This window comes from Agrobacterium vacciniicorymbosi (assembly GCF_040427045.1).
Lineage (GTDB): Bacteria > Pseudomonadota > Alphaproteobacteria > Rhizobiales > Rhizobiaceae > Agrobacterium.
Genome location: NZ_JBETMF010000009.1, coordinates 124,133 through 150,035, shown reverse-complemented (window position 1 = coordinate 150,035; position 25,903 = coordinate 124,133). Strand labels below are relative to the sequence as shown.

Genomic DNA, 25,903 nt, shown 5'->3' with positions numbered 1-25,903 from the left:
TTTCGTGCGGACCTGCCTGCTATACCGGCGCGATCCAAATGTCTACCGAGGGGAATAAGCACCGGTGAAACCGCGTTATATTCTCGTCTCATCGTCATACATACGCACTGTGGATGGCTATCTCAAATCACTGTTGATTTCGCTTTGTAACAGACTCAAAGCTTTGAAAAACCTAATGTAACCGGCGCGTGCGAACTGTCATGAAACAGCAATACCCGGGCTCTTTCGAACCCGGGTACCACATGGTGAAGAATCACAAGATCAGCTGCCTGATCAGTTCGACTGGCGGCGCAGGAAGGCCGGAATTTCGAGCTGATCGTCGTCATGCTGGCTGGCGGAAGACTGCGTCTGACGGCCATGATCGTCCAGATTGCCACGACGCGGAGCGTAGAGGCTGGCTTCCTGAGACAGCGGGCGACGCTGCTGTGGAGCCATGCTTGGCGCATCCATCATGTCGGAAGGAACAGTTTCTTCCTCATCACGGCGACCGAGCGAGTTGGTGATGCGCTTCAGAAGACCCATTGGGCCACGCTCGTCCGGAACGGCAGAGGCCGGGTGGGCGCGGTGATCCATCTCAGCCTTAACGACTGGAGGGAAATCCTCGACCTTCGGCATGCGGACCGGCTCAGGCGCACGGGCGACTGGAGCGGGCTCATGGTAAACCGGCGCCGGGGCCTGCTGCATGCGCGGTGCAGGTGCTGCCACCTGTTCCGGTGCATGGTAGGCAGGCGCCGGGGCGGTGTGCACCGGTGCTGCGGGGCGAGCAGCAACCGGTGCTTCCGCTGGAGCAGATGCGAACAACTTGCTCTGAGGACGGAATTCGGCTTCTGCCTGGGCCTGACGGAGCTGCTGTTCGGCAGCTGCCAGTGCCAGTTCCCGTTCCATTTCGACTTCAGCCGAACGAATGGTCTGGGCAATCGGGTCTACTTTTGGTGCCTGCATGACTGGAGCAGGCTGAGCTGCGGCCGGAGCAGAAGCAACGGCCGCGGAAGGACGGATAAGCGGCTTTGCAGCGGCAGCAGCACGCATTTCTGCGATGTTCTGTTCCATCTGGCCGGGAACGCGGTCGATGCCGGTAGCAACGACGGACACGCGGATGAGGCCTTCGAGAGCTTCATCGAATGTTGCGCCGAGGATGATGTTCGCATCCGGATCGACTTCTTCGCGAATACGTGTCGCGGCTTCGTCGACTTCGAACAGGGTCATATCGCGACCACCGGTGATGGAGATCAGCAGGCCCTGTGCGCCCTTCATCGATGTTTCGTCCAGCAGCGGGTTTGCAATCGCTGCTTCCGCAGCCTGCATTGCACGGCCCTGGCCGGAAGCCTCGCCGGTACCCATCATCGCACGGCCCATTTCGCGCATTACGGAGCGAACGTCAGCGAAGTCGAGGTTGATAAGACCTTCCTTCACCATCAGATCGGTAATGCAGGCAACGCCGGAATAGAGAACCTGGTCAGCCATCGCGAAGGCATCGGCAAAGGTCGTCTTGTCGTTGGCAATACGGAACAGGTTCTGGTTTGGAATGACGATCAGCGTATCGACGGACTTCTGAAGCTCTTCGATGCCCTGCTCGGCCAGACGCATGCGGCGACCGCCTTCGAAGTGGAAAGGCTTGGTCACGACGCCAACCGTCAGAATGCCCTTGTTGCGGGCAGCCTGTGCTACGACAGGAGCAGCACCGGTACCGGTACCACCGCCCATGCCGGCAGTGACGAAGCACATATGCGTGCCGTTCAGGTGGTCGATGATTTCATCGATGCACTCTTCGGCAGCAGCGCGACCGACTTCCGGCTGCGAACCGGCGCCCAGACCTTCGGTGACGTTGACGCCGAGCTGGATGACCCGGTCGGCCTTCGTCATCGTCAGTGCCTGCGCATCCGTGTTGGCGACGACGAAATCGACGCCCTGGAGGCCTGCCGTGATCATGTTGTTGACAGCATTACCGCCGCCACCGCCAACGCCGAAAACAGTGATGCGTGGCTTCAGCTCGGTGATATCCGGCTTTTGCAGCTGTATCGTCATTTTAACATTCCTTCTTTTTCTGGCCGCATCGCCCCGCGGTCAATTTGTATCAACTTCACTCGGTCCTCTGCCGAAACTCTAGACAGAGGATCAGAAACTTTCCTTCAGCCACTGCCCTACCCGGGCAATCCGGCCACTACCCGTTCCGAACGGCGAGAACATTCCGCTCTGCGCCGCATGGATTTCGATGTCCGCGATCTGCGGATAAATCATCAGCCCGCAGGCTGTCGAAAAGGCCGGGCCTTTGGCCGCGACCGGCAGACCGGACACGCCCATGGGGCGGCCGATTCGGACGTTACGGGCCAGAATGCGCCGCGCCGTTTCCGGCAGACCGGTCAACTGGCTTGCACCACCCGTCAGAACCACGCGCTTGCCGACAATCGGGGAAAAACCCGATTTCTGGATGCGGTCGCGGATCAGTTCCAATGTCTCTTCGATGCGCGCCCGAACAATGCGGCTGACGAGAGCGCGCGACACCTGCGAAGGCTGGTCGCGGTCGTCTTCGCCGATTGGCGGAACGGCAATCATGTCACGGTCGTCGGAACCGTTGGCCAGCGCCGAACCATGCACGACCTTCAGACGCTCCGCATCTTCGATACGGGTGGACAGGCCGCGCGCCAGATCGGTGGTGACGTGGTGTCCGCCAAGGCCGATGGCATCGGTGTGAACCAGACGTCCTTCGGCGAAAACCGAAATCGTCGTTGTGCCGCCGCCCATATCGATGGCCGCGCACCCAAGCTCGACTTCATCATCCACCAGTGCCGCAAGACCGCTGGCATAAGGGGTCGCAACAATGCCTTCGACCGACAGGTGAGCGCGGTTGATGCACAATTCCAAATTCTTCAGCGCCGTGCGCTCGGCAGTCACGACGTGCATGTCCACGCCCAGCATGTCGCCATACATGGACAGCGGGTCGCGAATGCCACGTTCGCCATCCAGCGAGTAGCCGGTTGGCAGCGAGTGCAGAATGGCACGATCCTGCCGCAGCGACTGCTGGCTGGCCGCAATCAGAACCTTGCGCAGATCGCCCGATTCGACTTCCTGACCACCCAGATCGATGCTGGCAGTGTAGATGTCGCTGGCCAGACGACCGGCAGAGACATTCACGATCAGGCTATCGACGGTCAGCCCGGCCATGCGCTCTGCAGCATCCACGGCCAAACGAATCACGCCTTCAAGCGCATCCAGATCGGCAATCACGCCGGATTTGACGCCGCGCGAACGCTGATGCCCGATACCGATGATCTCAACCTTGTGGGTGCGACCCGGCAGAACTTCGGTTTCCTGACGCGGCGTCAGACGACCGATCATGCAAACAACTTTGGTGGAGCCGATATCGAGAACCGAGACCACATGGCTGCGCTTGGAAGACAAAGGCTTCAAGCGCGGAAGACCGAAATGGGAAGAACCAAAAAAGCTCATGTGTTCTTCTCCGCAGCCTTGAGTGCCTTCGACCGGGCTTCGACCGCCTTCTGACGACGCTCTGCAGCACCTTCAGTCAATTGAACGGTGGTGCGATCCGGCAGACGCAGATCGACCGCCGCAACATCACGCGACAAAACCTTTTCTTCCATGTCCATGCGCGACAGCAGTTGCAGCGCCTTCGGCACGTTTTCTTCCGGCAGCTTGACCACGATGCCGTTGTCCAGATGCAAATCCCAGCGACGTCCAGCAATGCGGACATAGGCGCGCACGCGGTTGCGGATTTCCGGCCAGTCGGCCAACTCATCCACGAAGCCAGCAGCACCCGTCTCAGCATCGCGCCCGACGAACAGCGGCAGACCGGCATATTTGTTGTCGCGCAGCGGCGCGATGACGCTGCCGCTTTTTTCGATCAGCGACAGTTCAGAACCATGCTGCCAGATACCGAAGGCCTGACGCTCCTTGAGACGCACCTCGATGGTCTTAGGATAGATCTTGCGAACGTCGACATCTTCGACCCAAGGCAGCTCAGTCAGCTTCTTGCGCGCAGCATTCACATCGAGCGCGATCAGCGACGTTGCACCGTCAAGCCCCAAAAGCTGGAACACGTCGATTTCGGACGTCTGAATGTTGCCGGACACTTTGACGTCTTCGATGGCAAAACCGGCAGCAGATGTCGTTGCCTGCGTTACCAAATCCGTATGGCCACCCAGCGACATGCCGTAGAGGCCAATCGACGAGAAGAAAGCAATCGTGGCAAGCGTACCCGTATGGGCAGGAATGTGAATGCGACCCGTGGCAAGCGATACGACGAAGCGGAAGCTCTTGCGCAAAGGACGTGGCAGCACCATCCGCTCATCGACCGAAGCCGAAGCGAACTGCTCGCGTTTTTTAACCGCCGACTTTTTGCCGTTTACCGCGAACACGAAGCGTCCTCCACCATCCATCGGACAAGCTCGCCAAAGGAGCGGCCCGCATGAGCTGCCATTTCGGGCACGAGGGAGGTTGGCGTCATGCCCGGCTGAGTGTTAACCTCAAGCCAGATAAGCTCGCCATCTTCGGAGAAACGATCGTCGTAGCGGAAGTCGGAACGGCTCACGCCACGGCAGCCAATCACCTGATGCGCCATAACCGCCAATGATTGGATTTTTTGGTAAATTTTCGGTGAAATTTCCGCGGGAATGACATGCTTTGAGCCACCCTTGGCGTATTTCGCATCGTAATCGTAAAATGTGTGACCGAGTGGCACCACCTCCGTCACACCCAAAGCCTCGCCATCCATCACCCCACAGGTGAACTCGCGACCATGGATATAACGCTCGACCATGACATCATCGCCATAGCGCCACTCCGAAGAGCCAAGCACCTGCGGCGGATGCGACTGATCTTCCTCGACGAGAACGACGCCGAAGCTGGAGCCCTCACGCACGGGCTTCACAACATAGGGTGGCTCCATAGGATGTTGATTGCCGATATCGAAACGGCCCATCAGTTTCTCAGCAGCAACAGGGATGCCAACGGTCGCAGCAATCTTCTTGGCCAGCGACTTATTCATCGCCAAAGAGGACGCCAGCACGCCGGAATGCGTATAGGGAATTTCGAGATATTCGAGGATGCCTTGGATCGTACCATCTTCGCCATAGGGGCCGTGCAGCGCATTGAAGGCTACATCCGGGCGAAGCTTGGCAAGCGTAGCAGCGACATCACGGTCCACGTCGAGACGCGTGACCTGATAGCCCTCGCCCTCCAGCGCCGATGCGCAAGCCTCTCCCGATGAGAGGCTGACTGGCCGCTCTGAAGAAAACCCACCCATAAGAACAGCTACGTGCTTGCCGCCCATGAAAACCTCTGACACCAAAATCACTCAAGCGAGATCACTGGAACTCATCTGTCCCGCGATTCTCTCGCCCGCTTCGTAGGAAACACTTAAGCGTCATTAAGGTTAATGAAGCGTTTACTTTCGTTAACCGGAGACGCCGCCTGAGTGATTTTTCTTAAAGAATCACTCGAACCACGAATTCCTCCCTTGGAATCAGAGAGTTGGAGCCAATGCAAGATTCAGAATTTCAACGGAGCGAAATAAAATCGTTGCACGGACGCAAAGCCGCACCCGTAAAAGCAAGATCGATTCGTTAACGACAGAGGCTTTTCCCCAACCAATTTTGGGACAGGCTCAGCAACTGGTCTTACGCATTTAAGACGTGCCGAAGAAATTCGGACTAGAGCTCGATGATGATTTCAGCTGCGTATATTCGCTCTTTTTTATAAAATATTGCGTTCAAGGCGTTCCAAAGGACTGAAAATTGCGTTAACGCAGCACAATCTCTTCCAAGAGTGATAAGTGTTACTTAACAACGGAACCAAAATCATGACCGACGCGATATCCAAGGTATCGCCGACCGCTGCAAATCCGAACGATGTAAAGACAAATTCGCCTGCACGAGTTCTTACTGCCAGCGTGGTCGGCACGACCATCGAATTCTTCGATTTCTATGTCTACGCGACTGCCGCAGTGCTCGTGTTCCCGACATTGTTCTTCCCGAACAATGATCCGATGACGGCGCTTCTTGCATCCTTTGCCACCTTCTCCATCGCCTTCTTCGCCCGCCCGCTGGGTGCCGTGGTGTTCGGCCATTACGGCGACCGCGTGGGCCGCAAGACGACGCTCGTCGCAGCCCTTCTGACCATGGGTGTCTCTACCGTTATCATCGGCCTGCTGCCGTCTTATGAAACCGCTGGCGTTCTCGCGCCACTGCTTCTGGCGCTGTGCCGTTTCGGTCAGGGCTTCGGTCTTGGTGGTGAATGGGGTGGCGCCGTGCTTCTGGCAACGGAAAATGCTCCCCCCGGCAAGCGCAGCTGGTACGGCATGTTCCCGCAGCTGGGCGCACCTCTCGGTCTCTTCCTGTCGTCCGGCGTGTTCTGGCTCTTGCTGCACCTCATGTCGCAGGAAGCGTTGCTCAGCTGGGGCTGGCGCATTCCCTTCGTCGCGTCGATCATCCTGATCGCCGTCGGCCTGTGGGTTCGCCTTTCCATCACTGAGACGCCAGCCTTCCAGAAGGCCATCGACAAGCAGGAGCGCGTTGCCGTTCCGGTCGCTGAACTCTTCCGCCACCACAAGCGCAGCCTGGCGCTCGGCACCTTCGTTGCGCTGGCAACCTTCGTGCTGTTCTACATCGGCACGGCCTATCTGCTGTCCTACAACGTCAAGGTTCTGAAAATTCCGTTCCTCGACGCGCTGGAAGTCCAAATCCTCAGCTCCATCGTCTTCGGTATCTTTATTCCGATCGCTGGAAAGCTGGCAGAGCGCTTCGGTCGTCGTGAAGTCCTGATCGCCACCACAGTGTTGATCGGTGCATTCTCCTTCCTGTTGCCAAGCCTGATGACCAGCGGCGAAGGCTCCATCTTCGTCTTCGCAGCTCTCGCCATGGCACTGATGGGCATGACCTACGGCCTCATCGGAACGGCGCTTGCTGCCCCCTTCCCGACGACGGTTCGCTACACCGGCTCCTCCATCACCTTCAACATGGCCGGCATCTTCGGCGCATCGCTCGCGCCCTACATCGCCACATGGCTGCAGGTGAACTACGGCATGGGCTATGTCGGCTACTACCTCTGCGTTGCAGCCATCATCACGTTGCTTTGCATTCTGCTCTCCGGCAAAGACGAAGTCTAAGCCTGAATCAAACACACAAAAAAGCCCGCGAAGTCATTGGCTTCGCGGGTTTTTATTGTCTTGGTGCTCTTATCGCTGACGGTGCCTGTACTTGTCATATACCAGCCAGCATAGACCGGAAGCGGACACCAGCCATGGGAAAACGTACCAAAAGAATTCCTGAGAATTCATACCCTAAGTCCTCCAAGGACGCGTCTTGCTATCAAATGTAATATAACAGCGCCTGAAATCCAACCGGCCATCACGGAAACGTTCAACATAGTTGCTGATGACGGTGTTAGCGACAACACTTGGCCCACAACACCTATCGCGAGAAACGCAGTAGAAAGCCGATCTAGCGCATTAGCCAGCAATTTTCGGCGCTCGTTCGAGATAAGATCATACCTGCGACGATCCTGTCCTCCCGAGCCAACCTCTGACATCACTGCGCAAGTCCTAGAAACGGCTCCACTTCTCGGCCCGGCATGAACAACCCCAACCGTTTGATTTCCCATTCCAGGCGAATGCCCGCATGTTCGAACACGCGCTTGCGCACGGCTTCACCCAGATATTCCAGATCATAGCCAGTCGCGTGGCCGGTGTTGATCATGAAGTTGCAGTGCAGCGAAGACATCTGCGCGCCGCCGATGACCATGCCGCGACCGCCGGCCTCATCGATGAGGCTCCAGGCCGAATGACCCTCGGGGTTCTTGAAGGTCGAGCCGCCGGTCTGTTCGCGGATCGGCTGAACCGTTTCGCGGTGATGGCGGACCGCATCCATGTCGGCGCGGATTTTTGCCCGGTCTTCCGGGTGACCTTCGAACAGAGCACCCGTGAAGATCAGATCCTTGGACGCTTCGGAATGACGGTAGCTGTAGCCCATATCGGCGTTGGACAGGACATGTTGATTGCCCTGACGGTCCACGGCGTAGACTTCCACCACGCGGTCACGCGTTTCTCCGCCATTGGCACCGGCATTCATGCGCAGCGCACCACCGATGGAGCCGGGAATGCCGTAGTAGAAATGGAACCCGCCGATGCCATTGTCCATCGCCATTGCGGAGATATGCTTGTCCGGGCAGATGGCACCAGCCTTGATGCGGTTTTCGCCAGCCAGTTCCACTTGGCCGAAGCCCTTGGCGGACAGGCGAACGACAACACCGGGAATACCGCCGTCACGCACCAACAGGTTGGAGCCGACGCCGACGACCGTCAACGGCACGTCTTCCGGCAGGATTTTGAGGAAAGCGATGAGGTCATCGGTATCATGGGGCTGGAACATCAGTTCCGCCAGACCACCTGCCCTGAACCACGTTACGCGATCCATCGGACTGTCCGGCGTCAAACGTCCTCTGAGTTCCTTTACTCCGTCGCCGAGCCTTTCCAGCAACTTTACCCCATCCACCTGTCTCATGCAGACTTTCCTGAAATGCTATCCAATTCCGAGGGCAGCACTGCTGCCCACTGCGTAATATTACCAGCCCCCAAGAGAACCACGAAATCACCGGGATTCGCAATGGCCGCAACGGTCTTTGCCAGATCGTCGCGGGAGGCCAGATGGCGTGCATCCCGATGGCCCGCTGCCCTTGTGGCAGAAACGAGCGCTTCGGAGTTCACACCGTCGATTGCATCTTCACCCGCCGCATAGACCGGAGCAAGAAGAATTGTGTCGGCATCGTTGAAACAATGCGCAAAATCTTCAAACAGGCTGGAAAGACGCGAATAACGGTGCGGCTGATGCACGGCGATAATGCGCCCGCTGCATGCCTCACGCGCTGCCTTCAGCACCGCCTTGATCTCGACCGGGTGGTGGCCGTAATCGTCGAACACCTGCACGCCGTTGGATTCGCCCGTCAGCGTAAAGCGACGCTTGACGCCGCCGAAGGAGGCAAGCCCCTTCTTGATATCCTCGACCGAAATGCCCAGACGATTGGCAACGGCAATCGCCGCCGTGGCATTCGACACATTGTGACGGCCCGGCATCGGCAGCACCAGATCGGTGAAAGTGAAAATCTTGCCCGTGCGGCGACGGCGGATTTCCACGTCGAAGATGGACTTGGTCCCGTCGATACGCACATTCGAGAAGCGCACATCGGCCTGCGGGTTTTCGCCATAGGTGATGACCTTGCGGTCCTCGATCTTGCCTACCAGCGTCTGCACTTCGGGATGGTCGATGCACAGCACGCCAAAGCCGTAGAAGGGCACATTTTCCACAAACTGGCGGAACGCGGCGCGCACGGCATCGAAATTGCCGTAATGATCCAGATGCTCCGGGTCGATATTGGTGATGACTGCGACGTCGGCAGGCAGCTTCAGGAAAGTGCCGTCGGACTCGTCGGCCTCCACCACCATCCACTCGCCTTCACCCATGCGGGCATTGGTGCCGTAAGCGTTGATGATGCCGCCATTGATGACGGTCGGGTCGAGATTGCCCGCTTCCAGCAACGTCGCGACCATGGAGGTCGTCGTCGTCTTGCCATGCGTACCGCCAATGGCAATCGCATTACGAAAGCGCATCAGTTCGGCCAGCATTTCAGCACGGCGAACGATGGGCAGGTGCTTTTCACGCGCTGCCGCCAATTCCGGGTTATTCTTCTTGATAGCCGTGGAAACGACAACGACCTCGGCATCGCCAAGGTTTTCCGCAGCCTGACCGACGAAGACCTCGATGCCCTTGTCACGCAGACGCTGCACATTGGCGCTGTCTGCCTGATCGGAGCCCTGAACGCGGTGGCCGAGGTTGTGAAGCACTTCGGCAATGCCGCTCATGCCGATGCCACCGATTCCGATGAAATGGACGAGACCTATGGCTTTCGGCATCTTCATGGATGCACTCCTTCTTTATTCTTCAATTTGAATTGCTGAACGGATTGCCCTGCGGCAATCGCCTCCACCAGATCGGCCAGACGCTGGGCCGCATCCGGCTTGCCGGTCGCTTTCGCCGCCGCCGCCGTCGTTGCCAACCGCTGAGGATCGTTCATGGCGTCGCTGAGCAGCGACGACAGTTTTTGTGGAGACAGTTCAGACTGCTTGATGACACTTGCGCCACCGGCTGCCGAAAGGGCTGCGGCATTCGCCGCCTGATCGTGATCGAGCGCATGCGGATAAGGCACCAGCACGGATGGACGCCCGATGACGGACAGTTCCGAGACGGTCGATGCGCCCGAACGGCTGATGACGAGATCGGCCCCGGCGATGCGTTCTGCCATATCGCCGAAGAAGGGCGAGATATCCGCCTTCACGCCGAGCTTGGTATAGGACGCAATCACGCTGTCCTTGTCTTCGGGACGCGCCTGCTGCGTCACCGAAATGCGCGAGCGCATGTCGTTCGGCATCAGGCAGATGGCGGCAGGCACGGCGCCGGAGAAAAACTGCGCGCCTTGACTTCCGCCGAAGACGACCAGCTGGAACGGCTCACCGGCATGGGACGGCGTATAGGCGACATCGGCAGCAGACAACACGGCAGGGCGAACCGGGTTACCCGTCGCCACCGTCTTGTCGGCATATTGGCCTTGCGTCTCAGGCAGAAAACCGCCCGCGATTGCTTTGACGCGCTTTGCTAGCGCCTTGTTGGCACGGCCCATAACAGCATTCTGCTCATGGATGATCGATGGCACGCCCAGACCCGTGGAGGCCAGAAGCGGCGGCACGGTGGGGTAACCACCGAAACCAACAACTGCCACCGGCTTCAGCTTCGTCACCAGACGACGCGCAGCACGAAGTCCGGTCCACAGCTTCAGCAGCGCCTTGGCGACCGAAATGGGGTTCTTGGAGCCGATGGTAGCCGATGGAACGACGTGGATTTCATCGGCTGGAAACTTGCCCGCGTAGCGTTCGGCACGGCTATCGGTTACCAGATGCACGGAATATCCGCGCGCCTTCAACTCGTAAGCCAGCGCCTCTGCCGGAAACACATGGCCGCCGGTTCCCCCGGCGGCAAGCAGAACGATGCCTTTGCTCATAGTCTTTACTCCGCAGGAAGGCCTGCATTGACCCGGAAGAAACTGCGCTCCTGCGCACGTTTTTCAGGGCGATGGCGGGTCAGCGCCAGCAGGAAACCAGCCGTAACACAAATCGCCATCATAGACGAACCACCATAGGAAATCAGCGGCAGGGTCATGCCCTTGGCAGGCATGAGTTCCAGATTGACGCCGATGTTGATCATCGACTGCACGCCGAGCTGAAGCACCAGACCGGCAACGGCGAAACGGACGAAATCGTCCTTTTCCTTGAAGGCATGCGCCAGACCGCGCAGCACGATGAAGGCGAAGATCAGAACCAGCAGCATGCAGAACAGAATACCGAATTCCTCCGCCGCAACGGAGAAGATGAAGTCGGTGTGGCTATCGGGAATGATACGCTTTACGATGCCTTCGCCGGGGCCTTGGCCGAACCAGTTACCGCGAATAATGGCTTCACGGGCGGTGTCCACCTGAAACGTGTCACCCTCACCCGTCCAGAACCGGTCGATACGACCGGCAACGTGCGGCAACATTAGATAGGCCGTCACGATACCGCCAACACCAAGACCGCCCAACATGATGATCCAGAACCACGGCACGCCAGCCATGAAGAACATGCCCCCCCAGACGACGGATGTCAGAATGGTCTGGCCGAAGTCCGGCTGGGCGATGAGAAGTGCTGCCACGATGCCGAAGGTGATGATGGCAAAGAGATTGCCGGGAATTTCAGGGTGACGCGCACGCTCCGCAAACAGCCATGCGCAGACGATGACGAAGGCGGGCTTCATGAATTCTGACGGCTGAATGGAGAAGCTGCCGATGGAAATCCAGCGACGCGCGCCCTTGACCTCAATGCCGAAGAACAGCGCAAAAATCATCATCAGCAGCGATGCAATGAGGATGATGACCGCCACACGGCGCACCTGACGTGGCGACAGGAACGACAGCCCCACCATGATGGCCAGAGACGGCACCATGAACATGGCCTGACGCTCGACGAAGAAGAAGCTGTTGAGGCCGATGCGCTCTGCCACCGCGGGCGACGCCGCAAAGGACAGCATCAGCCCGATACCCATCAAGGTGATGAAAGCAGCAAGGAAGAAACGGTCGATGGTCCAGAACCATTCCGCGACCGGTCCACGGTCAATACGGCTTACCATTTCATCAGCCCCCCTTTTCCGAGCCAACCAACATCGTCACGTTGCCAAGTGCCGCAACATGCGAAACGAACGAATCACCACGTATTTCAAAGTTCTTATATTGATCGAAGCTTGCGCAAGCCGGTGATAACATCACGACATTACCGTCGCGGCCATCCTTTTGCGCATCCTCCGCCGCGTGCTGTACGGCCTTGTCCAGCGTGCCGGAGATCTCATAGGGCACGGCCTCACCCAGCGTCGCTGCAAATTCTGCCGCCGCCTCACCGATGAGATAGGCCTTGGCGATATGCGAAAACAGCGGCGAAAGGCTGGTGATGCCACCCGCCTTGGGCAGACCACCGGCAATCCAGTAGATGCGGTCATAGCTGGACAAAGCCGGTGCCGCCGCATCCGCATTGGTGGCCTTGCTGTCATTGACGAAGGTCACATTACCGCGACGGCCCACCGGCTGCATGCGATGCTTGAGGCCGGGGAAGGAGTTCAGCCCTGCCCGGACTTCATCAACAGAAACGCCAACAGCGAGGCAGGCAGCGATAGCCGCTGCCGCGTTCTGGGCATTGTGGCTGCCGCGCAAGGTCTGGATGCCATCGAGATCGACCAGCAGCGAAGACGTGCCGCCTTCTGCCTTCATGATCCGGCTGCCCTCGGCATAAAGGCCATCTGCCACGACGCTACGTTTGGAAATGCGCGAGACCTTGACGCCAGCCCGCTCGATGCGATCAGCGATCAGCGTGCAGTAGCTGTCATCCACGCCGATCACAGCGGTATCGCTGCCAGCCACGAGGCGTTCCTTGACATCTGCATAATGCTGCATCGTGCCGTGACGGTCGAGGTGATCGGGCGTCAGGTTCAGCAGAATGCCTGCGGTGGGATTCAGCGTCGGCGCAAGATCGATCTGGTAGGATGAGCATTCGACAACGTAGAAGCGCTGCGCTTTCGGCGGATCGAGGCTCAAGACCGCCGTGCCGATATTGCCGCCGAGCTGCGTATCGCGTCCAGCCGATGTCAGAATATGCGCGATCAGCGCCGTCGTCGTGGATTTGCCGTTGGTGCCGGTGATCGCGATAAAGGGGCAATCGGGCGCATGCGCCCGGCGTTCGCGCACGAAAAGCTCGACATCGCCGATCACTTCGACGCCCGCCGCCTTTGCCAGATCGACAGACCAGTGCGGCTTTGGATGCGTCAGCGGAACACCGGGTGCCAGAACGAAGGCCGCAAGCTTCGACCAGTCAAGCGTGCGAAGGTCTGCCGTGTGAATGCCTTCGCTTTGAGCCTTGGCGACACTATCGGGATTGTCATCGAACGCTGTCACCTCAGCACCGCCAGCGACCAGCGCCCTTGCGGTGACGAGGCCCGAGCCGCCGAGACCGAACAGGGCTACCTTTTTTCCAGCAAGTGAGGTGACAGGGATCATGCCGTTACCTCAGTTTCAGCGTGGCAAGGCCGAGCATGGCAAGACCGACGGAGATGATCCAGAAGCGGATCACGACCTGGCTTTCCGTCCAGCCCTTCTTTTCAAAATGGTGGTGGATGGGGGCCATGAGGAAGACACGTCTGCCGGTGCGTTTGAACCAGAACACCTGAATGATGACCGACAGCGTTTCCATGACAAACAGGCCGCCGACGATGATCATGACGATCTCGTGCTTGACGGCAACGGCGATGGAGCCGATGAGGCCGCCAAGTGCCAGCGAACCGGTGTCACCCATGAAGATAGCGGCGGGCGGTGCGTTGAACCACAGGAAGCCTAGGCCAGCGCCGATGACCGCACCGACGATGACGGCAAGCTCACCCGTACCGGGTACGAAATTGATCTGGAGGTAATTGGCGAAGATGGCATTACCGACGAGGTAGGAGATGACGCCGAAGGTTGCCGCCGCAATCATCACAGGCACAATAGCCAAACCATCGAGACCATCCGTCAGGTTCACCGCATTGCCCGCACCGACGATGACGAAGGCACCGAACAGCACGAAGAAATAGCCGAGATTGACGACGAATTCCTTGAAGAACGGGAAGGCAATGGAGCTTCCCAGCGTGCCGCCATGCGGCGCGGTTGCCAGCGCAACTTCCATCATGAAGAAGACGGCAATGGCCGCAATCACGAATTCGATGCCAAGACGCGCCTTGCCGGAAAAGCCCTTGTCGCTCTGCTTGGTGACTTTCAGATAGTCATCGTAAAAGCCGATGGCCCCGAAGCCGAGCGTCACCATCAGCACGGCGACGACGTAGACGTTGGAGAGATCACCCCACAGCAACGAACCGCCGAGAATGCCCGCAAGGATCATCAGCCCGCCCATGGTGGGCGTACCGGCCTTCTTGAAATGCGTCTGCGGACCATCGGCGCGGATCGGCTGACCCTTACCCTGACGGATGCGCAGCGAATTGATGATGGCGGGGCCGAACAGGAAGACGATGAGGGCAGAGGTAAACAGTGCCGCACCGGCCCGGAACGTAATGTACCGGAACAGATTGAAGATTTGAACTTTGTCCGACAGTTCAACGAGCCAGATCAGCATGTTTGCCCTTTCAAAAGGCCGGTTAAAGCGGCGGGCAGACAAGGGGTAAGCCTGCGCCGCTCCAAGTTTTCGTTTCAGCACCGTGTCGCCGGAGGCAGCTACTTGCGTCCGGCTAAAATGCTCAGATTTGGCGTTCCGTCTCGGGGAATGCCGGATGCTTGTCAAGAAGGGCAGTGACGATCTTGCCGAAACCGATGCCAAGTGATGATTTTATCATCACCACATCGCCAGGCTGGACCCATTTGAGCACGAATTCATTGAGTTCGGCAGTGGTGGGGAACCACGCAACGGTCACGCTCTCCGGCAGGGCATCGCGAAGTGCAGCCATCGACTCACCCGCCAGCCACACATGTTCGATACCGGCAGACAGAAGCGGACCGGACAATTCCTCATGCACTTCCGTCGCAAACTCGCCCATTTCAAGCATGTCGCCGAGAACCGCGACGCGCCGTCCGTTGCCACGCACTTCCGCAGAGGCAAGCAGCGCAATGGCTGCGCGCATGGAGGCCGGGTTGGCATTGTAACTCTCATCGATCAAAAGGAACGAGCCCTCGCCGACCGAAAGACGGTGGCGCTGGCCCCTGCCCTTCACGGCTTCCAATGTTCCGAGCGCGGCGAAGGCCCGGTCGAGATCGGCTCCGGTCACCGCGACAGTCCCAAGAGCGGCCATAGCGTTTTCGGCAATGTGGCGACCGGCGGCACCGATATGCAGCTCGCTGGTTTCGCCATTGATGATGGCCCAGATGGTGGAACCGTTTGGCGTGCTCTCATAATCGGCAAGGCGGAAGTCGGCCTTGGCATGCTGGCCGAATGTCAGCACATGCTCGATACCTGCATCATAGGCTGCTCGCTCCAGTTGCTCGAACTGGGCATTGTCGCGGTTGAGAATGACAGCTCCGCCCGGCAATACGCCGTCGAAGATTTCAGCCTTCGCCGCAGCAATCTCTTCCAAGCTGTTGAAATTGCCCAGATGCGCTGCTGCGATGGTGGTGATGATGGCGAGATGCGGCTTTACCTGTTTGACCAGCGGGCTGATTTCACCCGCATGGTTCATGCCGACTTCGAAAATCCCGAATTCCGTATCGGCAGGCATACGCGCCAGCGTCAGCGGCACGCCCCAGTGATTGTTGAAGGAGGAAACGGCTGCGTGGACCTTACCGGAGGGCGACAGGACCTGCCGCAGCATTTCCTTTGTCGTCGTCTTGCCGACGGAACCGGTGATGGCGATGATGCGTGCAGATGTCCGCTCTCTGGCAGCAATACCCAGCTTGACCATGGCTGCGAGCACATCTTCCACGACGATCATTGGTACGGTCAAACGGCCAAGGGCTGGTAGTTTGGATTCCGACACCACCAGAAGCCCCGCACCGTTTGCCACGGCAAAGCTTGCATAATCATGGCCGTCCACCCGGTCGCCCTTGATGGCGAAGAAGGCTTCGCCCGCCTGAACGGTGCGGCTATCGATAGAAATGCCTGTGATGCCTTGCGGCAGATTGCCAACCGGACGGCCTGCCATGACGGCGACCATTTCCGGCACTGTCCATAACCAGTTCAAATTTTCAATCCTTCCAGCGCAGTACGCACCTGTTCATGGTCCGAAAATGGCAGCGTGACGCCGCCGATGATCTGACCTTCCTCATGCCCCTTGCCCGCTACAATCAACGTATCGCCATTCCCCAGCAGCGAAACCGCGTGGCTGATAGCCTCTGCCCTATCCGCAATTTCAAGCGCACCGGGGGCCCCCACCATGATTTCGGAACGGATGGTCTGCGGCTCTTCCGAACGCGGATTGTCATCCGTCACGATGACGATGTCGGAAAGCCGCGTCGCGACCTCACCCATGATCGGGCGCTTGCCCTTGTCGCGGTCTCCGCCGCAACCGAACACGGTAATGATGCGACCCGATGTGAAGGGCCGCACGGAGGTCAGCACATTTTCCAGCGCATCCGGCTTGTGGGCATAATCCACATAGGCCAGCGCACCGTTTTTCGTCTGGCCGATCAATTCGAGACGGCCAGCGGCACCCACCAGCTTTTCCAACGCCTTCAGCGCCACGGACGCCGAAACGCCAGTGGAAATCGCAAGCCCTGCGGCAACCAGCGCATTGGCCACCTGAAAATCACCGGCCAGCGGGATATCCACCTCGTAGATCGTGCCCTGGTGGTGCACCTCGATCATCTGCTTATGGCGGAAATGCTCGACGCGCTTCAGCGCCAGATAATCGCCCTTGCGACCGACGGTGCGCACATCGTGCCCCGCTTCCTTCGCCACCTGAATGGCGCGGTCCGACCATGGATCGTCCGAGAAGATGACGACCGGTGAACCCTTCGGCAAAAGCGTATCGAACAGCCGCATCTTGGCGGCCATGTAGTCTTCGATGGTCGGATGGTAATCCATGTGGTCGCGACCGAGATTGGTAAACCCGGCGGCCTTGAGCTTTACACCATCCAGACGACGCTGGTCGAGGCCGTGACTGGAGGCTTCCATTGCGGCATGGGTCACGCCTTCGGAGGCGAGTTCTGCCAGAAGTTTATGCAGCGAAACCGGATCCGGCGTCGTCAGCGAACCATACTCTTCGCGGCCCGGCGCAATCACGCCCGTCGTGCCAATCTGTGCTGCGGCATGGCCCGCAGACTTCCAAATCTGACGAATGAAAGAGGCGACGGAGGTCTTGCCCGCAGTGCCGGTCACGGCAATCATGGTGTCCGGCTGTTTTCCGTAGAAGCGGGCGGCAGACAGCGAGAGATACAGGCGCGGGTCGGAAACAACGAGAACCGGCACACCGGCGTCTATGGCATGACCGGAGACGACGGCAACGGCACCCTTGGCCACGGCGTCCTGCACATAGGTGCTGCCATCGGCTTTCGTCCCGGCCACCGCCACGAACAGCGATCCCGGCTGGGCTTTACGGCTATCCGCCGTAATCCCGGAAATATCCAGCGCTCCGGTGTCCGTCCGCAGCAACTCATTCAGTTCCGGGAATTCGCTCCCCGAGAGATCTCGCAATTTCATCGATATGTCCGTCTTGTCCCCCGGCGCGATTCGCCGGTCCATGGTAAGCTGTAACAATCAATAAGACACCAGCAAGGCCGAACCGTCGCTGCCGAACTTTGGCTTTACACCGAGAATGGCGGCAGAGCGGCTGATGATATCCTTCACCATTGGCGCTGCCGTATTACCGGCAAGCGCGGCACCATTGCCCTTGTCAGTACGCGGCTCGTCGATGAAGGTCAGCACCACATATTGCGGGTCGTAGATCGGGAAAGCACCCAGGAACGCGTTAAAGTTCTTGTCGTGCACGTAACGACCGTTCACGACCTTATCTGCCGTTCCAGTCTTGCCGCCAACGTCAAAGCCTTCGACGCGCGCGTTACGACCGGAACCCTTGGTGCCGTTCCAGTCGAACAGAAAGCGCATGTCCTTGCTGGTCGTGGGTTTCATGACCTGCGTTGCTACCTGATCTGCCTGCTCTCTGGTGCGAGGCAAGAAGGTCGGTTCGATAAGCTTTCCACCATTGACGAGCGCCGCACCGGCAATCGCCGTCTGCAACGGCGTTGTCGACACACCGTGACCAAAGGAGATGGTGATGGAGTTGATCTTCTTCCATGTGCGCGGCTGCGACGGCATCGCCACTTCCGGCAGTTCCGTCTTCATCCTCGACAGCAGGCCAAGCTTGGTCAAAAAGTCCTTGTGGCCGTCAATGCCCACGGTGTCGGCAATCTTGGCCGTACCGATGTTGGACGAATACTGGAAGATTTCCGGCACAGACAGCATGCGGCCTTTGCCGTGGAAATCCTTGATGGTGAAGCCACCGATGCGGATCGGCGCGCGGGCATCGAACATATCGTTGATGCGGACCTTGCCGGAATCCAGACCCATGGCGATAGTGAAGGACTTGAAGGTGGAGCCCATCTCGAACGTGCCGTTCGACATGCGGTTGAGCCAGCCTTCCTTAGCGCCTTCCGCCGGGTTGTTCGGATCATAATCAGGCTCGGAAACCATGGCGAGGATCTCGCCGGTATGCACGTCTATCACGACGGCGCCCGCGCCGAGAGCCTCTGTTTTCTTGATCCATTCGCTCACGACTTCACGGGCAATCGCCTGAACGCGCAGGTCGATGGAAAGCTTGACCGGCTCCAGCGGCTGATCGGATGTCATGCCAAGCGCCGTCAGGTCGGCAAGGCCCTGGCTGTCCAGATAGCGCTCCATGCCCGCAACGCCGCGGTTATCAATATTGACGTGACCGACGACGTGGGCCGCAGTCGGGCCGCCGGGATAGAAGCGGCGCTTCTCAGGCCGGAAGCCGATGCCGGGAATACCCAGCGCCAGAATCTGGCTCTGCTGCTTCGGCGTCAACTGACGGCGCAGCCACTGGAAGCGTGATTCGGATTTCAGTTTCTGATAGGTGCCGCGCGTATCGAGATCGGGCAGAACGGTGCGCAGCTTCTCGATGGCTTCATCCACATCAACGATGCGGTGCGGTTCGGCAAACAGCGAAACGGTGCGGATGTCGGTTGCCAACACTTCGCCATTGCGATCCAGAAGATCGGGGCGCGAGGCCATCAGCCGGTCTGCGGGCGCAATGCTGGAAACAGTTTCCGGCTGCGTCATACCATATTGAACCAGACGACCGCCAACGACGCCGTAAAAAGCGATGAAGCCGAAAATCAGCAGACCGACGCGGGTCTTTGCCTGCGATGCACGCCGCTTGCGCGCACCTTCAAAGGCAGCATGGTCGGTAAAACCGCTTGTGCTGGCGGAAAAATGAGCCCTGCTTTTCAGAACCATGACGCGAGACAGAAAAGACATCAGTCAACCGCTCCAGTTATCGTTTCATCCATATCACCCGTTTCGTCGCCCAGCTCGCCGCGCGCAACCGGCATTGGGGCGGCAGGACGCGCAGCGCCAGCCGCACGCGGCTGCGGCACGGGAATGCCGCCCGTTGCCGCAATCTGACCTGCGGGTGTCGACTTCGGCTTAACGCCACCCAGCGTCGCGCCCGGCTTGGAGCCGTTCATGGCAGCGGCAATCACGTCTTCCACGCTCATGCCCTGCGGCTCAGGCGGCTGCGGCAATTGCGAGCGCAGCATCGGCAATTCCTTTGGCTGCGAAAGCTGCGTCGGCTGCGTGGGTGCCAGCGAAAGGTCGCCTTGGTAAGCGTTGACCAGCCGGTGCAGGCGGTTTGGCTGGGTCAGCAGCGCCCAGTCTGCGCGCAGAAGGTCGATGGTGTCCTTCTCCAGCTTGATTTCGGCTTCCAGCTTCTTCACCGATTCAAGTTTCAAATCGGCCTGATGCTTGATGGAATAGGTCACGACGGCCGCCGCCACCATCACACCCATGAGAACGAGGTCAAAGGTCCGCAGCATATCAGCCTCCCATCTTTTCAAGGCTGGCAAGGTCGGGAAGTTCGAAAATCGAGAAATCGGCAGGCCGAACCGGTGCAGTCGTACGAACACCGGCGCGCAGCTTGGCGGAGCGGGCGCGTGGGTTGATCTCCGCCTCCTCGTCGCTCGCCGCAATCATCGGCTTGCCCAAAGAATCGAAAATGGCCGACTTTGCGGCGACCATAGGCATATGGCGCGAGCCAGCCGCACGGTCGGAACGGTCCGCGAAATATTTTTTGACGATGCGGTCTTCCAGCGAATGGAACGTGACGACCACAAGCCGCCCGCCGGGCTTCAGCGCTCTCTCTGCCGCAAACAGCGCCTGCGCCAACTCACCCAGCTCATCATTGACGAAGACGCGCAGCGCCTGAAACACCCGCGTTGCCGGATGAATCTTGTCCTTGGCCTTGCGTGGTGTGACGATTTCGATCAGCCCGGCCAGATCACGTGTGGTGCGGAAAGGCTCTTCGGCGCGCTTCTTTTCGATAGCGCGGGCGATGCGACCCGGCTGCTTTTCTTCTCCGAGAAAACCGAAAATACGGATGAGATCGGAAACCTTGGCGCGGTTGACGACATCTGCCGCCGAAACACCGGATGCGGACATGCGCATATCCAGCGGACCGTTCTTCTGGAACGAGAAGCCGCGCTCTGCCTCATCGATCTGCATGGAGGAAACGCCGATATCCAGTACGACGCCATCCAGCCCTTCGGCTGGCGCATGGTCTGCAAGATTGGAAAACTGGGACTGGATCAGCGAAAGACGCCCGCCATTGGCCGTAACCATCGCCTGCCCGCCGGCAATCGCCGTGGGGTCGCGGTCCAGAGCGATGACGTTGGCGCCCTGATCGAGAATAGCCTGTGTGTAGCCACCGGCACCGAATGTGCCATCGAGAATGACTTTACCCGGCGCTGGCTCCAGCGCCGTCAGAACCTCATGGAGAAGAACCGGAATGTGGCGAACCGGTCCGCCACCGGCATCAGAAGATCGTCCGCCAGAATTCGCCGCCATTCCGTTTCCCCGTCCTATCCGGGGCGAACAGCAGAAAATCCGCGCCCCGTTCTTGCTGCCTTCTGCGCCTCGTGAAACGCTTCCGGCTGCCACAACTGAAAATGATCCGCCCGACCGACGAAGGTGACTTCCGTGGTGATGGCGGTGAATTCCCGGATGAAATCCGTCACCATCAACCGCCCTTCTGCATCGAGCTTCATGAAAACGCCGCCACCGTGAACCAGCAGCGACATCGCGTTCGCTTCCGGCGAAAACGCGTCCATGGACGCGATCTGCCGTTCGTATCGTTCCAGCAAGTCCGGTCCGCCAACACTGATCGCCGGAAATGCGAAATCCTGAAGACAATAAAGCTCCTGAATGCCGCGCTCCGCCAAGACCGAACGAAACAGCGACGGAACCGAAACGCGCCCCTTGGCGTCGATCCTGTTCGTCACGTTCGATAAAAAGCGACCCATTGCAAAACTCGCCAAAACCGCCTGATGCCGGGCAAAAACCCGCACCGCCCGGCAACACCGTTACGCACGACACATCGCTGACCGGTAGGACGTAATGCCCATCGGACCCTTGCAGGCCTCTCCGTTTCAGAGATTGCGGGTCAAAAACACGACCCTTTGTGGTGTGCATTTGGGATACCATGGGACACTTTGGGCGTCAATGGGAGAAGCCAGCAGAATGCCAGCTTCGGATCGAATATTCATATCCCGTTAAGTTTAACGAATGGTTTACCGTGTGCATTCAAGCACTTGGCCAAAGCAAATAAAAAACGGCCTCTGAAATTTAATTTCATAAGCAATAACAAATACTTGCCTAACCCTTTCGGGTTAAGCCCATGAGACTATTTCATAAAAGGAATTTGCCAGTTGGCCTGTAAGCCGGGTTCTGTATGGCCCCGGTTTGACCCGGAACGTGGCAGCCATTCATCTGGGACGGCATTTGCACACCGCCTCTCGCAACCCACCCGGATAACTCGCCCAAAAACCGGCTGTAGATACGCTTGCGCGCACCCCGCGTTATCCCTATTCGGTCTTGCTCCCGGTGGGGTTTACCATGCCACCCCTGTTACCAGCGGCGCGGTGGGCTCTTACCCCACCCTTTCACCCTTACCATCTTAAAGATGGCGGTCTACTCTCTGCGGCACTTTCCCTAGGGTCGCCCCCGCCGGACGTTATCCGGCACCGTGTCTTTGTGGAGCCCGGACTTTCCTCACCCTACCGTCTTTCGACATTGGTAAAGCGCGGCTGCCCGGCCAACTGGCAGGGGCTCCTTAGACGGGTTCGACCGTGAAAGCCAACACAAAATCCGCAAACGCATTATTACGAAGAGAAAACCGGCGCGAAATCCGCTTCATAGCCCCTATCGATGATCCGCCCTTCGACCAGAAGCTCCGCACCCAGCCGCCCGATTTCATCCGAGCTTTTGGCAGCAGCACCGCATCCGCCGGTCAGCACTGCAATGTTGGGCGAGGCCGTGTAACCGATGGCGGGAAATCCGCTCGGTGTGTAAGACGTTACACAAGCGGCCATAGACACGCGCGTTGTGTCGATCGAGGGGATCAGGCTATCGATGATCTCAACGAAATCATCGCGAACGGTTGCGTTTCCGCCTGAACGGAACCAGTCGCGAATCTCAGGGTCTGTGCGCAACGGGACATCCACGGGCTCACCACCAATCTTGAGATAGAACTTCCCATCCGGGTAACGCACCGGCGGCAAGAGATAGATATGCTTGCGCGGGTCGGCAGGCTCATAAATCAGCGATGGCATGCCCGCATAGCGATGCAGCTCGTCCTCGGGAATTTCGAAAAACGCTACTGTGCGGGCATAGACTTCCATCTCCAGCGCCTGCGGCAACAGCCCTTCGGCAATGGAAAAACCACCGGCCGCAACGATCACCTTCTCTGCGGTGTAGGTTTGGCCGGAACCGGTCGTCACGGTCGCAACCCCGCCCTGTTCCCGCACACTGATTGCGATGTCATCAATCCGCGTCGCACCGCGCTTTTCGGCGCTGACGATCTGCGCCCGCACCAGCTCGCGCGGATTGACCCATCCGGCATTGCTCTTCTCGAACACACCTTCGCATCCGTTCTCGAAAGCAAAATAGGGAAAGCGATCCGCAAGCGCCGCGTCATCCAGAATCTCGGTCTCGACACCCAGCGTCTCCGCCGCCGCGCAGACATTCTCGATATAGGAAAACCCCGTGCCACGCTTCTTGCCGACAATGAGGCAACCGACTTCGCCGTAAAATTCCACGCCGCTCTCGCGCTCGATCTCGGCGTATCTGGCAATGGAGCGATTGGCGAGCCGCGCCCAGTCTGCGTTGCTATCGATGGTCCGGGTAATGCGCGCCGCATCATAGTGGCTCGCAAAAACGCCGGTGTGGTTTTTGATATCGTCAGGCTCTCGCGGCCCGATCAGCGCAATGCCATCGCCGCTTCCAGCAAGATGACGCGCCGCAGCAGCCCCCATCATGCCTGCACCGACCACGATATATTTGAACTGTGTTGCCATGTTTGCGCTCACCGATTTTAGACTCTGTTACAAGGTGTTGTAGCGGTTTGGTGAATCGATTCCAGAGGTTTTGGGTTACGAAGATAGTTGAGAGCAGTGGGTGTGGCTTACCCCCCTCTGCCCTGCCGGGCATCTCCCCCTCAGGTGGGGAGATCGGCTAGAGGCGCGCTCCTCACTTCATTCGCAACGTTCGAGATCACCGAAAGCTCACCACGAGTCGATCTCCCCCCTTGAGGGGGAGATGTCCGGCAGGACAGAGGGGGGTGAACCACACCCGCCAACCTTAACCGTAAACACCCACCTCACACAAACACCGGCCCCACCTGCCCCGCAAAATCCTCTTCCGCCAGCTGCCCATCCAGCAAAAGCACCGCCCCCAGCCGTCCGATCTCATCGGAAGACTTGGCCGAAACAAAATTGCCACCAGTCAGCACCGCAATATTCGATGACTGCGTGTAACCGATATAGGGATATCCGGTGCGGGTGATGGATGCGACGCAGGAGCCTGACGTGAGCGGGCAGCCCTCAAGCTTCGGCATGAGTTCCACGGCCCGCTTCACCAGAAACGCGACCTCGCTCGCCGTCCCATCGGAGTGGAACCAGCTCACCGCGTCATCCAGCGTCTCGAGCCTGCCCTTCTCGCTTTCACCGCCGATTTTCAGATAGGTCTTGCCATCGGGATAAAGCACCGGCGGCAGAATATAGACGATGTCGTCAGCGTTTTCCGCCAGCACGATTGTGGACGGCATATCAGCGAAATCGCGCTGCTTTTGCTCGTCCAGTTCGAAGAACGCAATGGTCCGGCCTGTTGCCGCCATATCGACTTTCGAGGGCAGAAGATCGGCCATGTTGGTGAAGCCACCCGCCGCAACGATCACCTTTTCCGCCGTGTATCGCCGTCCCTCCTCCGTGACCACCGTGACGCCAGAAGCGGTGTCATCGATTCTCACCACGGTCTCGCGCATCAGCGTGGCACCCTGGCTTTCGGCAATCGCGACCTGCGCTTTCACCAGCGCGCGTGGATTGACGTAGCCGGCATTGCGCGGCTCGAACCAGCCGTCGTGATCATCAGGCAAAGCAAACATCGGGAAACGCGCTTCGAGTTGCGAGGCAGCATATTCCTCGACCTCAAGTCCCAGCCGGTCCCGCGCTGCCATAGCCCCCGCTACATAATCGCCGCCCAGCCCTTTGCTATTGCCGGTAAAGAGGCAACCGGCCTCGTGGTAAAACCGAATGCCGCTCCTGGCTTCGATCTCGGCATAACGAGCAATCGAACGCTTCGCCAGTTCCGCCCAGACAGGATCACCATCGAAGCCGCGGGTAATGCGCGCCTCGTCGTAATGGCTGGAAAAGACGCCCTTGTGGCTCTTGATATCCACTGGCTCGGCAGGCCCAATCAAGGCCACGCCATCCGTCTGCGCTGAAAGATGCCGCGCCGCCGCCGCACCCATCATGCCTGCACCGACGACGATATATTTGAAATCCACCATGACCTTGCTCCCGCTGCCGAATGCGCTGCCTAGCAAAGTCAGGCCGCTTTCAAAAGCGGCAATCCTCATTCAGCTCTGCAGCAGTGCCTGCACCTTGCCGCAATAGCGCTTGGAAACCGGGTTCATGCGCGTGGCACCATGACCGGCATTGTAGCGGAGAATCGTGCTGCAGACCTGCCCGCCGCCGAGCTGGTGGGCGGTTGCCAGATATTGCATACCCCAGCGGATATTGGTTTCGGGATCGTAGAGCGCCTTGGTGGTGCCGCGATAGCCCATCATGCGCGCCGTGGCTGGCTTGATCTGCATGAGCCCAACTTCGCCAGCGCTGCCGCGCGCCTTCGGGTTGAAGCGGCTTTCGACCGAGATCACCGCATGGGCCAGATTGGTCGGGACACCGTAGCGCTTGGCATATTTGACGATGAGGTCGGAGTAGTTGTTCTTCAGACCGGTTGGAAGCGTCTTTTCGGGGATGGGATAGCCAGGCTTGCGGAAGTAGGTTTCCAGAGTGACGGTTTTGGTCTTCACTTCATCTTTGGCAAAAACGGGTCCACTCTGCGCGGCAAGCATGGCAAGACAAGCCGAGACAGCAACAATTAGTCTTCTCATTAGTATTAAGGGTCTCCGGGCGTGAAGACTTCAAGACCACCAGCGCAAAGCCGGGCCAACCGGAAAGTTCATCGGAACCATCCGTGATAAGTCCTCACCATTGATATTGACGACCAACGCTTCACACTGAAACATGTCGCGGTTTGATGAGGCTTATAAAGGGGTCT

General features: G+C 58.7%; 20 protein-coding genes and 1 other RNA gene. 1 reads left to right on the top strand and 20 read right to left on the bottom strand.

Going from position 1 to position 25,903, the window contains the following annotated elements; genetic code table 11:
• Nucleotides 1-273: 273 nt before the first annotated feature.
• From ftsZ to ABUK73_RS15530, 4 genes are all read right to left on the bottom strand, one after another.
• Nucleotides 274-2,025, bottom strand: a complete 1,752-nt coding sequence (gene ftsZ / locus ABUK73_RS15545) for a cell division protein FtsZ (RefSeq protein WP_353578077.1) — start codon at nt 2,023-2,025, stop codon at nt 274-276.
• A 90-nt stretch (nt 2,026-2,115) separates the two neighbouring features.
• Complete coding sequence (gene ftsA / locus ABUK73_RS15540) at nt 2,116-3,447, bottom strand: cell division protein FtsA (RefSeq protein ID WP_113087924.1); 1,332 nt, start codon at nt 3,445-3,447, stop codon at nt 2,116-2,118.
• Entirely contained in the window at nt 3,444-4,373 is a 930-nt protein-coding gene (locus ABUK73_RS15535; protein WP_162727775.1) for a cell division protein FtsQ/DivIB, read from the bottom strand. Before ABUK73_RS15535 ends, ftsA begins: the two co-directional genes overlap by 4 nt.
• The gene (locus tag ABUK73_RS15530; RefSeq protein WP_353578076.1) at nt 4,361-5,287 is read right to left on the bottom strand and encodes a D-alanine--D-alanine ligase; all 927 of its coding nucleotides are present in this window, start codon (nt 5,285-5,287) and stop codon (nt 4,361-4,363) included. Before ABUK73_RS15530 ends, ABUK73_RS15535 begins: the two co-directional genes overlap by 13 nt.
• Before the next feature lie 528 nt (nt 5,288-5,815).
• Between ABUK73_RS15530 and ABUK73_RS15525 the strand changes: the two genes are divergently transcribed.
• Nucleotides 5,816-7,120 carry an MFS transporter gene (locus ABUK73_RS15525; RefSeq protein WP_113087927.1) on the top strand — a complete coding sequence of 435 codons (1,305 nt, stop codon included), beginning with the start codon at nt 5,816-5,818 and terminating at the stop codon, nt 7,118-7,120.
• A gap of 421 nt (nt 7,121-7,541) precedes the next feature.
• Here ABUK73_RS15525 and murB read toward each other — a convergent pair whose 3' ends face one another.
• From murB to ABUK73_RS15445, 16 genes are all read right to left on the bottom strand, one after another.
• Nucleotides 7,542-8,513 (bottom strand): UDP-N-acetylmuramate dehydrogenase, encoded by a 972-nt coding sequence (gene murB, locus ABUK73_RS15520; protein ID WP_353578075.1) that lies wholly within the window; start codon nt 8,511-8,513, stop codon nt 7,542-7,544.
• On the bottom strand, nt 8,510-9,925 hold the full coding sequence (gene murC, locus ABUK73_RS15515; protein ID WP_353578074.1) for a UDP-N-acetylmuramate--L-alanine ligase: 1,416 nt from the start codon (nt 9,923-9,925) through the stop codon (nt 8,510-8,512). Before murC ends, murB begins: the two co-directional genes overlap by 4 nt.
• Nucleotides 9,922-11,061: an undecaprenyldiphospho-muramoylpentapeptide beta-N-acetylglucosaminyltransferase gene (murG, locus tag ABUK73_RS15510; protein ID WP_353578073.1), complete on the bottom strand. Its 1,140-nt coding sequence runs from the start codon at nt 11,059-11,061 to the stop codon at nt 9,922-9,924. The genes murC and murG overlap by 4 nt, the downstream gene beginning before the upstream one ends.
• 5 nt (nt 11,062-11,066) lie before the next feature.
• The gene (ftsW, locus tag ABUK73_RS15505; protein ID WP_113087931.1) at nt 11,067-12,221 is read right to left on the bottom strand and encodes a putative lipid II flippase FtsW; all 1,155 of its coding nucleotides are present in this window, start codon (nt 12,219-12,221) and stop codon (nt 11,067-11,069) included.
• Nucleotides 12,222-12,225: 4 nt separating this feature from the next.
• On the bottom strand, nt 12,226-13,635 hold the full coding sequence (murD, locus tag ABUK73_RS15500) for a UDP-N-acetylmuramoyl-L-alanine--D-glutamate ligase (RefSeq protein ID WP_353578072.1): 1,410 nt from the start codon (nt 13,633-13,635) through the stop codon (nt 12,226-12,228).
• 4 nt (nt 13,636-13,639) lie between these two features.
• Nucleotides 13,640-14,740, bottom strand: coding sequence for a phospho-N-acetylmuramoyl-pentapeptide-transferase (gene mraY, locus ABUK73_RS15495; protein WP_353578071.1), 1,101 nt, complete (start codon nt 14,738-14,740; stop codon nt 13,640-13,642).
• A gap of 121 nt (nt 14,741-14,861) precedes the next feature.
• Nucleotides 14,862-16,295 (bottom strand): UDP-N-acetylmuramoylalanyl-D-glutamyl-2,6-diaminopimelate--D-alanyl-D-alanine ligase, encoded by a 1,434-nt coding sequence (locus ABUK73_RS15490; RefSeq protein WP_353578070.1) that lies wholly within the window; start codon nt 16,293-16,295, stop codon nt 14,862-14,864.
• On the bottom strand, nt 16,292-17,752 hold the full coding sequence (locus tag ABUK73_RS15485) for a UDP-N-acetylmuramoyl-L-alanyl-D-glutamate--2,6-diaminopimelate ligase (RefSeq protein WP_353578069.1): 1,461 nt from the start codon (nt 17,750-17,752) through the stop codon (nt 16,292-16,294). Before ABUK73_RS15485 ends, ABUK73_RS15490 begins: the two co-directional genes overlap by 4 nt.
• 57 nt (nt 17,753-17,809) lie before the next feature.
• On the bottom strand, nt 17,810-19,549 hold the full coding sequence (locus ABUK73_RS15480) for a peptidoglycan D,D-transpeptidase FtsI family protein (RefSeq protein WP_353578068.1): 1,740 nt from the start codon (nt 19,547-19,549) through the stop codon (nt 17,810-17,812).
• A complete protein-coding gene (gene ftsL / locus ABUK73_RS15475; protein ID WP_353578067.1) occupies nt 19,549-20,106 on the bottom strand; it encodes a cell division protein FtsL in 558 nt (185 codons plus the stop codon). Before ftsL ends, ABUK73_RS15480 begins: the two co-directional genes overlap by 1 nt.
• 1 nt (nt 20,107) lies before the next feature.
• Entirely contained in the window at nt 20,108-21,133 is a 1,026-nt protein-coding gene (rsmH, locus tag ABUK73_RS15470; RefSeq protein ID WP_353578066.1) for a 16S rRNA (cytosine(1402)-N(4))-methyltransferase RsmH, read from the bottom strand.
• A 14-nt stretch (nt 21,134-21,147) separates the two neighbouring features.
• The gene (gene mraZ / locus ABUK73_RS15465) at nt 21,148-21,588 is read right to left on the bottom strand and encodes a division/cell wall cluster transcriptional repressor MraZ (RefSeq protein WP_353578065.1); all 441 of its coding nucleotides are present in this window, start codon (nt 21,586-21,588) and stop codon (nt 21,148-21,150) included.
• Nucleotides 21,589-21,985: 397 nt separating this feature from the next.
• Nucleotides 21,986-22,387, bottom strand: an RNA gene (rnpB, locus tag ABUK73_RS15460) — RNase P RNA component class A.
• Nucleotides 22,388-22,446: 59 nt separating this feature from the next.
• Nucleotides 22,447-23,640, bottom strand: coding sequence for an NAD(P)/FAD-dependent oxidoreductase (locus ABUK73_RS15455; protein ID WP_353578064.1), 1,194 nt, complete (start codon nt 23,638-23,640; stop codon nt 22,447-22,449).
• A gap of 302 nt (nt 23,641-23,942) precedes the next feature.
• A complete protein-coding gene (locus tag ABUK73_RS15450) occupies nt 23,943-25,130 on the bottom strand; it encodes an FAD-dependent oxidoreductase (RefSeq protein WP_353578063.1) in 1,188 nt (395 codons plus the stop codon).
• Between the two features lie 69 nt (nt 25,131-25,199).
• Nucleotides 25,200-25,736, bottom strand: a complete 537-nt coding sequence (locus ABUK73_RS15445) for a lytic transglycosylase domain-containing protein (RefSeq protein WP_113090089.1) — start codon at nt 25,734-25,736, stop codon at nt 25,200-25,202.
• Nucleotides 25,737-25,903: the final 167 nt, after the last annotated feature.

Bases quoted from the DNA above. Each gene is read 5' to 3' on its own strand.
- murG (WP_353578073.1), bottom strand. From the start codon at position 11,061: ATGAGCAAAGGCATCGTTCTGCTTGCCGCCGGGGGAACCGGCGGCCAT.
- ABUK73_RS15525 (WP_113087927.1), top strand. From the start codon at position 5,816: ATGACCGACGCGATATCCAAGGTATCGCCGACCGCTGCAAATCCGAAC.
- ABUK73_RS15530 (WP_353578076.1), bottom strand. From the start codon at position 5,287: ATGGGCGGCAAGCACGTAGCTGTTCTTATGGGTGGGTTTTCTTCAGAG.
- rsmH (WP_353578066.1), bottom strand. From the start codon at position 21,133: ATGGCGGCGAATTCTGGCGGACGATCTTCTGATGCCGGTGGCGGACCG.
- murC (WP_353578074.1), bottom strand. From the start codon at position 9,925: ATGAAGATGCCGAAAGCCATAGGTCTCGTCCATTTCATCGGAATCGGT.
- ftsL (WP_353578067.1), bottom strand. From the start codon at position 20,106: ATGCTGCGGACCTTTGACCTCGTTCTCATGGGTGTGATGGTGGCGGCG.
- mraY (WP_353578071.1), bottom strand. From the start codon at position 14,740: ATGCTGATCTGGCTCGTTGAACTGTCGGACAAAGTTCAAATCTTCAAT.
- murB (WP_353578075.1), bottom strand. From the start codon at position 8,513: ATGAGACAGGTGGATGGGGTAAAGTTGCTGGAAAGGCTCGGCGACGGA.
- ABUK73_RS15445 (WP_113090089.1), bottom strand. From the start codon at position 25,736: ATGAGAAGACTAATTGTTGCTGTCTCGGCTTGTCTTGCCATGCTTGCC.
- ABUK73_RS15450 (WP_353578063.1), bottom strand. From the start codon at position 25,130: ATGGTGGATTTCAAATATATCGTCGTCGGTGCAGGCATGATGGGTGCG.
- ABUK73_RS15455 (WP_353578064.1), bottom strand. From the start codon at position 23,640: ATGGCAACACAGTTCAAATATATCGTGGTCGGTGCAGGCATGATGGGG.
- ftsZ (WP_353578077.1), bottom strand. From the start codon at position 2,025: ATGACGATACAGCTGCAAAAGCCGGATATCACCGAGCTGAAGCCACGC.
- ftsA (WP_113087924.1), bottom strand. From the start codon at position 3,447: ATGAGCTTTTTTGGTTCTTCCCATTTCGGTCTTCCGCGCTTGAAGCCT.
- ftsW (WP_113087931.1), bottom strand. From the start codon at position 12,221: ATGGTAAGCCGTATTGACCGTGGACCGGTCGCGGAATGGTTCTGGACC.
- mraZ (WP_353578065.1), bottom strand. From the start codon at position 21,588: ATGGGTCGCTTTTTATCGAACGTGACGAACAGGATCGACGCCAAGGGG.
- murD (WP_353578072.1), bottom strand. From the start codon at position 13,635: ATGATCCCTGTCACCTCACTTGCTGGAAAAAAGGTAGCCCTGTTCGGT.
- ABUK73_RS15485 (WP_353578069.1), bottom strand. From the start codon at position 17,752: ATGAAATTGCGAGATCTCTCGGGGAGCGAATTCCCGGAACTGAATGAG.
- ABUK73_RS15480 (WP_353578068.1), bottom strand. From the start codon at position 19,549: ATGTCTTTTCTGTCTCGCGTCATGGTTCTGAAAAGCAGGGCTCATTTT.